The following is a 12,579-nucleotide window of genomic DNA, read 5'->3' as shown; positions in this document are numbered from 1 at the left end:
CCGTGGCACCCCGCCCTACGTCCCGGCGCCGTCGTCCCCTCCCACGCCGCGCCCCGTGGAGGACGGGCCCGGGGCTGCGGCAACTGGGGTCCCGGTAGCAATCGCCGAAAATCCAACGGATATAGGCCTGAACTGCGTTTCTTCGGGTTCTGCTGACTGGGGTTGATCTCCGCCGCTACGGTTCGTGAGCGTTCGTGCGTTCTGTGGCGTGTGGGGTGGTTGATGTCGACTCGGTTCCTGTCGGATGAGCAGGTCGAGCAGTTGCGGTCGTTCCCGGATATCGGCCGGGAAGAGCTGATCAAGTACTTCACGTTGACGCCGCGGGATCATGCGTTCCTGGACGCGCCGGGCCGTGGCGCCGACGCGCGCCTTGGTCTGGCTTTGCAGCTGTGCACGCTGCCGTGGCTCGGGTTCGTTCCGGACGACCTTGAGGAGGTGCCGCAGGCGGCGCTGTTGCGGCTGGCTTCGCAGCTGGCGGTGTTCCCGGGGGCGTTGGAGTACTACGCGGCGAGCACCCGGAAGCGTCCGCAGACCCGCAGTGATCATCTGAAGCTGGTGATGCGGTATCTGGGGTGGAAGACCGCGACGCCGGGCGGCCAGGAGATGAAGGAGCTGGAGCAGTTCCTGCTGGACCGGGCGATGGAGCATGACACGCCGTCGTTGCTGTTCTATCAGGCCACCCAGCATCTGATCGGCGCGCGGGTGGTCCGGCCCGGCGTGGTCACCTTGATGGAGCTGGTCGCGGCGGCTCGTGCGGGCGCGGGATCGCTGACCTCGGAGAAGGTCGAGCACTTGCTGACCGGGCAGATGCGCGGGGACCTGGACCGGCTGCTGGTGCAGGACGCGGGTCTGGGGATGACCCGGCTGGCGTGGTTGACGACGCCGGCGGTGGAGGCGACCACGGTGGCGGTGAAGCAGGCGATCGAGAAGCTGAAGTTCCTGCGTGGGATCGACGCGCACTCGCTGGATCTGTCGATGCTGCCGCGTGAGCGGCGCCGGTTCCTGGCGACGCTGGGCCGCCGGTCCACCGTGCAGGGGCTGGAGCGGCGCGGGGAGCGGCGGTATCCGATCCTGCTGGCGCTGGTCGCCCAGTCCGCCGTCGACCAGCTGGACGAGGTCGTCGCGCTGTTCGACCAGGCGGTGTCGGCGCGCGAATCGCACGCCAAGGCCAAGACCAACGAGGCGCTGGCTGAGCGGGCCAAGCAGGGCGAGGCGCGCCAGCTGCTGATGGACGTCATCTTGCCGGTGCTGGCCGACCCCACCATCCCCGATGAGGACGTCGGCGCCATCTTGCGCAACGGCATCGGCATGCAAAAGCTCCGCGAGGTCGCCGCGGAGCGGTGGAACCCACTGCCCCGTGACCACGGCCGGCTGTCGGCGCTGGAGGCGTCCTACTCCTACCTGCGCAAGTTCACCCCGCAGGTGCTGGAGGCGATCGACTTCCATGGTGGGCCCGGCACCGCCGACCTGATGGAAGCCGTGCAGATCCTCAGGGAGCTGAACAGGGTCGGCGGCCGCAAGGTGCCCACCAGTGCGCCGACGTCGTTCGTTCCCGCCCGGTACGCCGACTACCTGGCCAGGGCGCGCAAGAGCGGCGACGACACCGCGTTCCGCCACTACTGGGAGATGTGCACCATCCTGGCGTTGCGCGACGGCCTGCGCAGCGGGGATGTGTTCGTGCCCGGCTCACGCCGCTACGCCGACCCGGGCACCTACCTGTACACCCCGGAGCAGTGGGAGCCGCGGCGGGCCGAGTTCTGCCACCTGGTCCGCAAACCGGCCGGTGCGGCCGAGGCGCTCGGGCAGGTCAAGGACGAGCTCCACCAGGCCCTGGGTGACCTGGAGGAGACGCTGTCGGGAGCCTCGCCGAACGATGTCGGCGAGGTCCGCCTCGATGCGGAGGGACGGTTGGTCATCCCGCCGCTGTCAGCCGAGGACATTCCCGCCGAGGCCAAGGCGTTGCGCGATGAGCTGTCGGGGATGCTGCCGTTCGTGCCGATCGCCTCGCTGCTGATCGAGCTGGACGCCCGCACCAACTTCCTGGCGTGCTTCACCCACGCCGGCGGCCGCAAGACCACCCAGTCGGTTGAGCTCAAACGCAACATCCTCGCGGTGCTGATCGCCGGTGCCACCAACCTGGGCCTGACGCGCATGTCGGAGGCGTGCGGGGTGTCCTACGACGCGCTCGCCTGGACCGCGGAGTGGTACGTGCGGGAGGAGACCCTCCGCGACGCCAACACCGTCCTGGTCAACCACCACTACGCCCTGGACTTGGCGAAGAGGTTCGGCGGCGGCACCATGTCGTCCTCGGACGGGCAGCGGTTCCCGGTCCGCGGCAAGTCGCTGACCGGCCGCGACATGAACATCCACGGCGGGCGGGTGCTGTCGACGACCACGCACGTGTCGGACCAGTGGTCGACGTACGGCACCAAGCAGATGGTGCCGACCCATCGCGAGGCCCACTACGCGCTGGATGAGTTCCTCGGTAACCAGACCGATCTTCCGATCCGCGAGCACGCCACAGATACCCACGGCGCGACGCTGGTGAATTTCGGGCTGTTCGATCTGGTCGGTAAGGCGCTCACCCCGCGGATCCGTGATCTGGGGAAGATCACGCTAGTGCGGGTCGACTCGCCGGCGGCGACGAACGCGCTGTACCCGCACGCGGGGCCGTTGCTGGCCGACCGGTGGAACGAGGACCTGGTGGCCGGCTGCTGGGACGACCTGCTGCGCATGGCCGGGTCGCTGAAGTTCGGCGAGGCGACCGCCTCCCTGATCGTCGGGAAGTGGTCGGCCGCCTCCCGGCAGAACACCCTGGCCGCGGCGCTGAAGGAGTGGGGACGGATGCGCCGCACCATCCACGCCGCCCGCTACCTGTCGGACCCGCTGTACCGCAGGAGGATCTCCCGGCAGCTCAACAAGGGCGAGTCCCTGCACGCGCTGCGCCGCGACCTGCACTACGCCCAGCAGGGCACCATCGTCCGGCCCCACCTGCAAGACCAGACCGAACAGGCCTGGTGCCTCACCCTGCTGACCAATGCGGTCATCACCTGGACCACCGAGTACTACGGCATGGCCATCGGCGAACTACGCGGCCAGGGCCGCGACGTCCCCGACGAGCTGCTGTCGTACATCGCCCCGGGCCACCGCGAGAACATCAACTTCTTCGGCTTCATCAACGTCGACATCGAAGCCGAGCTCGCCAAGCTCATCGGCGGCTGGCGGCCGCTGCGCCCCACCACCGTCACCGACGCCGGCACCACTCTCATGCTCCATCCGTGACGTTGAAGATGGATGTCGGCGACGGAACCTCTGGCCTCGACCACGGGGCCTGGCGCGTGTGCGCCGGGGTGTGGGCCGGCGGCACCGGGCAACGGTGTTTGGCGGCTGCTCATCGGTGCCGCGGGCTAGGGACGCGGGTGGCCGTCCAGAACCTGGCCGCATGACAGGACACCACGATGCTGCTGGCCGGAGTGCCCGCCCGGATGCACATGCTGGTGAAACAGGCTCGCCTGGAGGGCCACTTCGAGATGACGACCCCGTCGCGTTGAAACAGCTTGCCGCCGTGGGGCACACCGATCAGCAGTTCGGCCGTGTCACGGTCGCGCCGCGGGTTGGCGCGGTCGCCGCTCCTCGGTTGTCCAGATGTCGGGGGCCGCGTCGGTCGCTGCCGGGCCGGTGGTCACGGGCGGGGCAGGCGGGCGGGGGCGTCTCAGGCTCGCGGCTACTGCCACCGTCAGGACGGTGATGATGACCGCCAGGCTGACCAGGGAGGGGATCTCTGGAACGCCGGGGTGGATGGTCTTGTGGGCGGCCTGGAGGACGAGTTTGACGCCGATGAAGGCCAGGATGACCGCCAGTCCTTTGCTGAGGTGGTGGAAGCGGTCCAGCAGCCCGGCGAGCAGGAAGTACAGCGCGCGCAGGCCCAGGATGGCGAAGGCGTTGCTGGAGTAGACGATGAAGGTGTCGTCGCTGACCGCCAGTACGGCCGGGACGCTGTCGACGGCGAAGACCAGGTCGGCGGCCTCGATCGCGACCACGACGGCCAGCAGTGGGGTCGCCACGCGCCGTCCGGCCTGCCGGACGATGAATCTGGTTCCGGTGTACTCGTTCTGGACGGGGATCAGTTTGCGCAGCAGCCGCACTGCGACGCTGGTGCCGGGGTCGAAGCTGCTCTGGTCATGTTTGAGGATCTTGTAGGTGCTGTAGAACAGCACCGCGGCGAACACGAACAGCACCATGGTGAAGCGGCTGACCACCGCCACACCCAACGCCAGGAAGATCCCGCGGAACACCAGCGCCCCGAAGATGCCGAAGAACAGCACGCGGTGCTGATAGGCGCGGGGGACCTTGAAGTAGGCGAAGATCAATGCGAAGACGAAGAGGTTGTCGACCGACAGGCTCTTTTCCAGCAGCCAGGCGGTGGTGTACTCGGTCGCCGCGGTCGCGCCCAGCACGGCGTACACCACCACGGCGAAGATCAGCGCGAGGCCGACCCACAGCCCGCTCCAGACGGCGGCTTCGCGAAAGCCGATGATGTGTGCGCCGCGGTGGGCCAGCAGGTCCACCGTCAGCGCGATGATCACCGTGGCGGCGAACGCCGCCCACAGCCACAGCGGGACATCGAGCACGGCCCCTCCCTCCCTAGGTGTTCAGTGGCGCCGACTTGGGCTCCATCGCTCTTGCGGGCCCCCCAAAGCGGTGGGGCCCGCGCGGGTCACCGGCCCGTGGTCGCTGCACCGGTTCGCGGTCTGCTGGTGGGCCAGTGCACGTTTGTGGCCCAGCCGAGGCGTTCGAACAGGCGGATGAGGTCGGCGGAGAGGTCGATCTGGCCGGGGTTGCGGCCGTGCCGGGCGCAGCCGGGGTCGGAGTGGTGGCCGTTGTGCCAGCTTTCGCCCAGGGAGGGCAGGGCCAGTGGCCACAGGTCGGTGGAGCGGTCGTGGCGGCGGGTGCGGTGCGGGCGGTCGCCGAACAGGTGGCACAGGGAGTTGACGCTCCAGGTGATGTGCTGGAGCAGGGCGATGCGGATCAGCCCGGCCCACAAGAACGCGCTGGCCGCGCCGTACCAGGTGCCGGTGATCGCCCAGCCGAGCGCCGCGGGCAGGGCGAGCGACAGTACGCACAGCGCGGGGAAGGCGCGGCCGATGCGGACCATGGCGGGCTCGGCGAGCAGGTCGGGTGCGTAGCGGGCGGCGGGGGTGGGGTCGTTGCCGAACATCCAGCCCAGGTGAGCGTGGGCCAAGCCGCGCAGTTGCCCGCGCAGGCCGGTGCCGTAGCGGTAGGGAGAGTGGGGGTCGCCGGGCCGGTCGGTGAAGGCGTGGTGGCGGCGGTGGACGGCGACCCAGTCGATCACGTTGCCCTGGAAGCTCATCGAGCCCAGCACCGCCAGGGCCAGGCGTAGCGGGCGGCGGGCGGTGAAGCTGCGGTGGGTCAGCAGCCGGTGGAAGCCCACGGTGACGCCGAAGGCGGTCAGCAGGTACAGCGTCAGGGTGAGCAGCAGGTCGGTCCAGGTGATGGCGTGCCCCCAGGCCAGCCAGATCGCGGCGGCCAGGCCGAGCAGCGGTGCCACGACGATCGCGCCGGTCAGCGCCACCTGCCTCCGGCGCGGGCCGGGCATGGCGGTGGGCGGGCCGTCGACGCGGGGGAAAGCGCCGCCGTCGTAGGTGGCGCCGTCGGCTCTGAGACGGGACGGGGAGACTTGGTCAATGCTCATGAGAATGCTTTCTGAGTGTGCTGTTCGGTGCGTGGCGGGCATCGCCTCAGCCGGCGTGCGCCACGGGCGGAGCGAGCGATTCGCACACTGTGGGGCTGACGGTGAGGCTGCGGTCCAGTCCGGTGATGCGCAGCAGTTTGGCGACCTGCGGCCGGGGGTTGGCCAGGTGCATGGTGATGCCGAGTGCGGTGGCGCGGCGCCCGGTGCCGATCAGAACTGCCAGCCCGGTCGCGTCGCAGAACCTCACTTCGCCCAGGTCGAGGATCAGGATCCGGCTGCTGTGGTGCAGGGTGCCGATCAGGTGCTCGCGCAGTGCCGGGCTGGAGGCGATGTCGAGGTCGCCGTGCAGGGCGACGATGGTGTGGCCGGACCGCCCGTGGCCAGGTAGGCCCCTTTTGGTGCGGGACTGGGCACGGCGGACGGTGGTGAGGCTGGGGGCTCCGGCGTACCAGGTGGACGCGGTGGCTGCGATGGTGGGGGTGGACACGGCGGTCATGGCGATCTCCGATCGCGGGTAGGCGGGCCCGGCGGCGTCGACGGGGCGGCGGGCCCGGGTCACCGCGCTTCCAGGTGTTCCAGCAGCTGCCCGCCCTCTGATTCCCAGGTGCCTTCCGAGGTGCTCTGGAGGGGTTCCTCGGGTGCGGCCGGGCGCAGCGAACCCGTCGATGTGGTGAGCGCAGCCAGCAGTTCGGGAGTGCGCAGGCGGTTGGCGGGATGGGCGGCCAGTTCCAGGGCCGCGCGGGCGGCCGCGTGACCGGTGGCGGCCGGGACGGTGAGCAGATCTCTACGTCGGCCGTCGGCCCAGATCGCGGTGAGCAGCCCGGCGGGCAGGCTGTCGAACCAGCTCAGCCGCACCACCCGGGTATCGGCCGGGCCGTCCACGCGGAGTCGGCGGGGGCGGCTGTCCCAGTCGGCCCCGCGCAGCATGATGTGTGTGATGGGCCGGTGGTCATCGGCCGGGCCGTGGCCTTGCAGGGCCAGGATCAGTCCGGGCAGCTCGGCGACCGGGTCGGCCGTGCGGGGCCACCAGCCGCCATCCAGCGGTGTCCCGGGCGCGCCCGTGGGAAGCGGCGGCCGCAGGTGCAGCCGTGGTGTCGAAGGCGGCGAGAGACTGATCGTCGTTGCGCGTTCAGCGGTGGTCCACATGGTCTGGGCCTGCTTTCTTGGTGGTCGGCTGCTGCGGCTGGCCGTTGTGGTGCGGGCGGTTGGCGGGCTGCTGCCCGGCCTGGTCCCCGGCGCGACGCCGACGGGCCAGACGGCGTACCTGGGTGATGCGGGCGGTGCCCAGGATCAGCGTGACCACGATCCCGGTGACCAGCGCGATCAGCAGCGCGACCGCCAACGGCAGGTCGCCGTGCAGGCCGGCGAAGGAGATCTGCACACTGCCGGTGTTGCTGAGCAGGAACACGATGAAGACGATCAAGACGACCGCAGCGGCCCACAGGCCCGCCCACGCCGCGCTGGTGCGCGACACCGGAACCGATCGCGGCCGGTCGTTCGACGCTGGGGCGGGCCGCTGCGGGGTGCGGGACCATCGCAGGATCGGCATGACATCCCCCCTTTCCGGGGGTTCAGCCGGTGTGGCGAGCCAACCTCAAGGCGGGGATGTCGTCATTGCCGGATGCCTTCACTCTAACATCAACTTCTGATATTGTCGAATATCAGAAGCAAACTCCGTGCCGGGCTTCTGATATCGCCGCGATCCGGCACGGCGAAGCCCCGGAAACCACTTCTGATATCACGAGGGTGCGCGATGGCCCGCCGCCGCCAGCAGGTACCCGACGCCTACACCGGCGTGCACACCGACTACGCCGCCGCGCTGGCCGGCGCGCCCCTGGACGCCGACACCCGCCGTGCCTACGACTCCCGGGTGCGCGCCTACCTGGCCTGGCTCGATGCCACCGGCGAGCTCGACGGCGGCGACCCGCTGGCCGACGCGCACGCCCGCGACTTCGCCGCCCGCGACTACAAGACCCACCTCAAAACCGTCCTCAGGCGCTCGGACAACACCGTCAACGCCCACCTGACCGCCCTGGACCACTTCTACGACCACCTCGGCCTGGGCAAGGTCGGCGTCCGCCGCGCCCCGGTCCCCCGCCAGGCCCCCCGCGCACTGACCGCCCGCGAGCAGAAACGCTTCCTGCGCGCCGTCGAACGCCGCCCGCTCGCCCGTGACCGCGCCATCGGACGGCTGCTGTTCTACTCCGGCATCCGCGTCTCCGAACTGGTCGCCCTCGACGTGCCGGACGTGCCGATCTCGGCCCGCAAGGGCGCCGTCCGGGTGCGCGCCGGCAAGGGCGAACTCGCCCGCCACATCCCGCTCACCGACCCCACCGTCCGCACCGCCGTCACCGAGTGGAAGACCGACCGCGCCCACTGGCGCGGCGCCGACACCGCCGCGCTGCTGCTCAACCAGCGCGGCGGCCGCCTGTCCGCACGCGCCGTCGACCAGCTCCTGGACGACATCGCCGTCGAAGCGGGCCTGGTCGACGAGCACGGCACCCCGACCGTCTCCGCCCACATCCTGCGGCACACCTTCGCCACCAACCTGCTGCGCGCCGGAGTCGACATCGTCATCGTCGCCGAACTCCTCGGCCACGCCCGCCTGGACACCACCCGCCGCTACACCCTGCCCACCAACGCCGATCTCGAAGACGCCGTCGCCCACCTCCCCACCGATCAGTAACCCCCTGAGCCGTCGCCTAACACGGGGTATGGCCACGCATGACCAGCAAAGACGACCAGAACGAGCCGCCCGGGCCGACTCATCCGGCCGGGACGCCCGGCGGATGGCGTGGCCGCTTGGCAGGACGGACACGGCAAGGATGGCGGCTGACCCGCCGAACCGTCGCACAGGCATGGTCGGACCGGGTGCTGGGCCTGTCAGCCGAGGCCGGTTTCTGGGCGTTGCTGTCGCTGACCCCGTTGCTGCTGGTGCTGGTCGCCGGCATCGGCTACCTCACCCCGCTGTTCGGCACCCACGTGGTCACCGACGTAGAGACCCGGATCCTGACCGCCGCCGAGCAGATACTGGCACCATCAGCCGTACAGCAGGTCGTCAAACCGGTCCTGGCCGACGTGCTGCGGCACGGCAATGGCGGCATCGTCTCGGCCGGGTTCGTGCTGTCGCTGTGGACCGGGTCGGCGGCGATGAGCACCTACGTCAACGCCATCACCATCGCCTACCAGATGCGCGACATACGCTCGGCGCTACGCGCCCGGGTGCTGGCCTTCGGGCTCTACCTGGGAGCGCTGGCCACCGGCATCATCACGCTCCCCGTGCTGGTCGCCGTCCCCGGCTGGATCATCGCCGCCACCCCGACAACGGCCCGCCCCACCCTCACTCCGCTGGTGCGGTACGGCTACTGGCCCTTCCTGATCGTGGCCTGCACCGCCCTGCTGGTCACCCTCTACCACCTGGCCACCCCCGTACGCGGCCCGTGGCGCCGCGACCTACCCGGCGCGATCGTGGCCATGCTGCTGTGGCTGGGCGGCAGCCTGACACTGCGATGGTCCCTCTCAGCGGCAATCACCCACAACGCCGCCTACGGCGTCCTGGCCGCACCCGCCGCGACACTGCTGTTCCTCTACACCACCGCGCTAGCCGTACTGCTCGGCGCCGAACTCAACGCCCAACTCAGCCGCCCCCCACCATGACAACCCCCAGAGCGCGATCGCTCCCTGGAAGCCCAACCATGGCCGCTCTTGCAGCCGGGTATTGCCGACCCAGCCAAACAGCAGACAGGGAAGCACCGGCTTGGCGCGGGCTGATCAGGCGCCTACCGAGAACATCCACAGCCTCGCGATCTCACCACCTTCACCGACCGTAGCCGTCGCCGCCGCACTCGCCAACCAAAGATCCGAGCAGGCGACACCGCCGCTGATCTAGAACCCCGAACAAGTCATCGCCGCAGGTCAAACCTATATCCGTTGGATTTTCGGCGATTGCTACCGGGACCCCAACTAGGCGGCGGCGCGGCCTGCCGATATGTCACCCGTGCCGCGCCGCCGCCCTCCCGGCCGCCGCGCCCCCGCATGGTTCCGGGGGGTTCCTCCCGGGGGCGCGGCACCCAGACGGCGGGGCGGCCGGAAGCGCGGCCCGATCGCCCCGCCCCCGTGGTGCGGCCACTGTGGCCCCGGCGGCGATACCGTGACCCCCGCCGACATGAGACGACGAGAGGGGAGCAGACATGAGGCTGGCCAGGTGGGAGCCGTGGGTACGTGACGTGCTGGCGCAGTCCCCGGCGATCGCCGAGGTCGCGCCGTTCAGCGAGTCGGGCGTTGACAAGCCGTGCGGGACGACGATCAGGCTCGCCACCGGGGCGCGCGTGGACATCCAGTGGGTGCGCGCCAGCGGGCCCGGTGACGACCACAGCGTCCCCGAGGAGCCGGTGACCGGCCCGGCGCCCGAGCCGGTGGAGGTGCCGGACCTGCCGACCTCGGGACGGCTCCCGATGCGGCAGGTGGAGGCCCACCTGGTCGCGCTGATCAACAACGCCGCGAACGCGGAGATCCAGCGGGTCAGCGGCAAGGCGGCGGTGCAGGGCGAGGATGGGCCGCGCCCGTACGGGATCGAGGTCCGGTTCCACTCCGGCCACGTCAACTACGGCGTGCTCTTGCACACGCTGCCCGCCGGGACGGCGCCGACCCAGGAAGGAGAGTTCCAGCAAAGAAAGGAGATCTAATCATGGCCAAGTGTCCGGAGTGCGGGTCGCGAACCTCAGCCAAGGCGGGCGACCCGACCCCCCTCACCAGCCGCCTGGTGAGCGCCAGAAGTGCCCCGGTTCCGGACAGCCCGCAGTGTAGCGGCCCGGCTGACAAAGCCGCCCCCGCCCTCTGTAGAGGGTGGGGGCGGTCGCCAAGATCAGCTCTGCCAGTGGGCTGGCGGTCGGGGGCGTTGGAGGATGGCCGCATGCAGGTGCCGTCGGTCCTGCGGATGACCGGGGCGTCGGTGAGGGGGCTCGCAGGAGTACGGCGGCCTCGTGGTCGGGGTCGAGCACTTCGAGGATCGCCGTGCGTGGGAGGGCAGCAGGCGCGCCGCCCACTTGCCTCCGTATGAGCCGGTGGGTGTTTCCTAGGTCCTCACTTCTGAAACGTCCCCGGCGAATTCCGGCGGGCAGGCGGCATTCGGCCCCCACAACAATCGCCGAAGTCGCCGATGGCCATGCTGAAATGGGCCGCCATCACCTCACCCGTCAGGCGCTCTCGACGACTCAGCGTGCCGGCATCAGATCCATCAGGAGCGACGCTGGCGCGATACCTGCCACATCAGCTAGTCGCCGACCGCGTCCGCTCAGGTCGGCCATCGACTGATTCTTGGAGTTCTTGGACCAGGAGCGACAACAGGCCGGGAAGGCGTCGTTCGATGGCGTCCCGGCGTAGGGACACGGCACTGCCATTGCCGTGGTGGCGCTGGTCGATGAGCCCAGCCTCGCGCAGTACACGAAAATGGTGGGTGCGGGTGGCCTTGCCGACAGGAAGGTCGAAGGAGCCGCATGGGCGTTCGGTGCCAGCGGGATCGGACGCGAGTTCAACGGCAGCTCATCGATGGGATCGCCGGCGGATGCGCACCGGCGCGCCGTGGCGGGACGTGCCCGCCTGCTACGGATCCTGGCAGGCGGTCTACGGGCTGTTGCGCCGCCGGCAGCGCAACGGCACCTGGGCGCGCATCCTGGCCGGCCTGCAGGCCCGGGCCGACGCGGCCGGGCTGATCGGCTGGCGGGTGGGCGTCGATTCCACCATCGTGCGGGCGCACCAGCACGCCGCCGGGGCCCCTGGTCCGCCGCGCCGAGACCGTGGACCCCGCCGCGGCGGGCGTCCCGCGTACCTCAGGTCATGGCGTCCCGGATCAGGGCGCGCGCCTCATCGCCGTACACCGCCATCGAGGACAGCAGCTCGAACGCGGCCCGGTACTCGGCCACGTCACCGGGCGCGGTCACGGTGAACCGGCCTGGGATGAGCTGCACACGCACCATCGTCTCATCGAAGATCGTGAAGTTCTCCGTGGCATGCCTGACCCGGGGTCCACCCCCGGGCGACATGGGGACGATCCCAATCGAGACGTTCGCACGGCGCGAGTCAGCGATGAGCTGCTCGGCCTGCTCGCGCATCACCTCCGGCCCGGCGAGCGGCTCCCGCAGGACGTGCTCCTCGATCAGGTACGCGAACGTCGCCGGGCCGTCCAGGATGCGGCGCAGCGCGAACCGGGCGCGGGCTGCGGCCTCGACGTTGTCGGGTTGGTCGATCCGCTGCGCCGTCACCTCCAGGATCGCCGAGGCGTAGGCGACGGTCTGCAGGATGCCGGGCAGGACGCGGGACTCGTACGCCTGCCACCGGCGGGTGCGCTCGGACAGCTCCGTGACGCCCTCCTGCTGGAGACGCAGCAGGCCGCCCGCACGCTGCGTGCTGCGGTAGGTGGAGTAGGCCACCTCGACCGAGGCCGCCCGCGCGGCCAGGTCCTCGGCCTCGTCGCTCGCGCCGGTGTGCATGCACCAGGCGCGGACGTCCGCCGGTGAGGGGATCGTGGTGCCCAGTTCGATGCGGGAGATCTTGGACGGGTGGCAGCCGAGGATCTCGGCGAGCTGGACGCCGGTGAGTCCGGCTCGCCTGCGGAGGCTGCGTAGATATTTGCCGAGGTCGTGGCGCATGTCGAGCGCAGACTGAGGCGACTGGGGTGTTTGAAGGGTCATGGCCCCAGTAGGCCATGCCGCGCAAAATTGCGCAAACTTGTTGACCCTCTGTAGCGGGGTGGCGCTAGATGTGTCTCACGACACAAGGCGACCCCGGGCCGCTGCCGACACAGCGGGGAGCCCCGGGGCCTAGGGCGTGTCCGGTGGATCATGCGTTGATCCAGAACAAGGCGGTGA

The 12,579-nt window shown here is 70.2% G+C and carries 11 protein-coding genes; 5 read left to right on the top strand and 6 right to left on the bottom strand.

Features of this window, described 5'->3' with window-relative positions; translation table 11 throughout:
- The first annotated feature begins 222 nt into the window (after positions 1-222).
- Positions 223-3,282 (top strand): Tn3 family transposase, encoded by a 3,060-nt coding sequence (locus ABD879_RS29785; RefSeq protein ID WP_345025044.1) that lies wholly within the window; start codon positions 223-225, stop codon positions 3,280-3,282.
- Between the two features lie 314 nt (positions 3,283-3,596).
- Here the strand turns inward: ABD879_RS29785 and ABD879_RS29780 are convergent, their stop codons facing one another.
- The 5 genes from ABD879_RS29780 to ABD879_RS29760 all read right to left on the bottom strand — a co-directional run bounded on the left by ABD879_RS29780 (position 3,597) and on the right by ABD879_RS29760 (position 7,262).
- Complete coding sequence (locus tag ABD879_RS29780) at positions 3,597-4,631, bottom strand: TerC family protein (protein ID WP_345025043.1); 1,035 nt, start codon at positions 4,629-4,631, stop codon at positions 3,597-3,599.
- A gap of 86 nt (positions 4,632-4,717) precedes the next feature.
- Positions 4,718-5,713 (bottom strand): acyl-CoA desaturase, encoded by a 996-nt coding sequence (locus ABD879_RS29775; protein ID WP_345025042.1) that lies wholly within the window; start codon positions 5,711-5,713, stop codon positions 4,718-4,720.
- Between the two features lie 46 nt (positions 5,714-5,759).
- On the bottom strand, positions 5,760-6,272 hold the full coding sequence (locus tag ABD879_RS29770) for an STAS domain-containing protein (protein WP_345025041.1): 513 nt from the start codon (positions 6,270-6,272) through the stop codon (positions 5,760-5,762).
- A complete protein-coding gene (locus ABD879_RS29765) occupies positions 6,269-6,859 on the bottom strand; it encodes a DUF5994 family protein (protein ID WP_345025040.1) in 591 nt (196 codons plus the stop codon). The genes ABD879_RS29770 and ABD879_RS29765 overlap by 4 nt, the downstream gene beginning before the upstream one ends.
- Positions 6,843-7,262, bottom strand: a complete 420-nt coding sequence (locus ABD879_RS29760) for a LapA family protein (RefSeq protein ID WP_345025039.1) — start codon at positions 7,260-7,262, stop codon at positions 6,843-6,845. The genes ABD879_RS29765 and ABD879_RS29760 overlap by 17 nt, the downstream gene beginning before the upstream one ends.
- Positions 7,263-7,466: 204 nt before the next feature.
- Between ABD879_RS29760 and ABD879_RS29755 the strand changes: the two genes are divergently transcribed.
- The 4 genes from ABD879_RS29755 (at position 7,467) to ABD879_RS33075 (ending at position 11,657) form a co-directional block, all read left to right on the top strand.
- Positions 7,467-8,399 carry a tyrosine-type recombinase/integrase gene (locus tag ABD879_RS29755; protein ID WP_345025038.1) on the top strand — a complete coding sequence of 311 codons (933 nt, stop codon included), beginning with the start codon at positions 7,467-7,469 and terminating at the stop codon, positions 8,397-8,399.
- 185 nt (positions 8,400-8,584) lie between these two features.
- Positions 8,585-9,370: a YihY/virulence factor BrkB family protein gene (locus tag ABD879_RS29750; protein ID WP_345025037.1), complete on the top strand. Its 786-nt coding sequence runs from the start codon at positions 8,585-8,587 to the stop codon at positions 9,368-9,370.
- A 533-nt stretch (positions 9,371-9,903) separates the two neighbouring features.
- Positions 9,904-10,398 (top strand): hypothetical protein, encoded by a 495-nt coding sequence (locus ABD879_RS29745; RefSeq protein ID WP_345025036.1) that lies wholly within the window; start codon positions 9,904-9,906, stop codon positions 10,396-10,398.
- Between the two features lie 473 nt (positions 10,399-10,871).
- A complete protein-coding gene (locus ABD879_RS33075; protein WP_378272812.1) occupies positions 10,872-11,657 on the top strand; it encodes a transposase in 786 nt (261 codons plus the stop codon).
- On the opposite strand, the gene ABD879_RS29740 is transcribed toward ABD879_RS33075, so the two are convergent.
- Complete coding sequence (locus ABD879_RS29740) at positions 11,542-12,360, bottom strand: helix-turn-helix domain-containing protein (protein ID WP_345025035.1); 819 nt, start codon at positions 12,358-12,360, stop codon at positions 11,542-11,544. The genes ABD879_RS33075 and ABD879_RS29740 overlap by 116 nt on opposite strands.
- Between the last annotated feature and the right edge of the window lie 219 nt (positions 12,361-12,579).

Source organism: Actinomadura keratinilytica (assembly GCF_039539665.1).
Taxonomy (GTDB): Bacteria; Actinomycetota; Actinomycetes; order Streptosporangiales; family Streptosporangiaceae; genus Spirillospora; species Spirillospora keratinilytica.
The sequence above is the reverse complement of the archived record's forward strand: the minus strand, read 5'-3'. Positions and strand labels throughout refer to the sequence as shown.

Coding starts and splice junctions, on each gene's coding strand:
- ABD879_RS29785 (WP_345025044.1), top strand. CDS start 223: ATGTCGACTCGGTTCCTGTCGGATGAGCAGGTCGAGCAGTTGCGGTCG.
- ABD879_RS29775 (WP_345025042.1), bottom strand. CDS start 5,713: ATGAGCATTGACCAAGTCTCCCCGTCCCGTCTCAGAGCCGACGGCGCC.
- ABD879_RS29765 (WP_345025040.1), bottom strand. CDS start 6,859: ATGTGGACCACCGCTGAACGCGCAACGACGATCAGTCTCTCGCCGCCT.
- ABD879_RS29760 (WP_345025039.1), bottom strand. CDS start 7,262: ATGCCGATCCTGCGATGGTCCCGCACCCCGCAGCGGCCCGCCCCAGCG.
- ABD879_RS29755 (WP_345025038.1), top strand. CDS start 7,467: ATGGCCCGCCGCCGCCAGCAGGTACCCGACGCCTACACCGGCGTGCAC.
- ABD879_RS29745 (WP_345025036.1), top strand. CDS start 9,904: ATGAGGCTGGCCAGGTGGGAGCCGTGGGTACGTGACGTGCTGGCGCAG.
- ABD879_RS33075 (WP_378272812.1), top strand. CDS start 10,872: ATGGCCATGCTGAAATGGGCCGCCATCACCTCACCCGTCAGGCGCTCT.
- ABD879_RS29740 (WP_345025035.1), bottom strand. CDS start 12,360: ATGCGCCACGACCTCGGCAAATATCTACGCAGCCTCCGCAGGCGAGCC.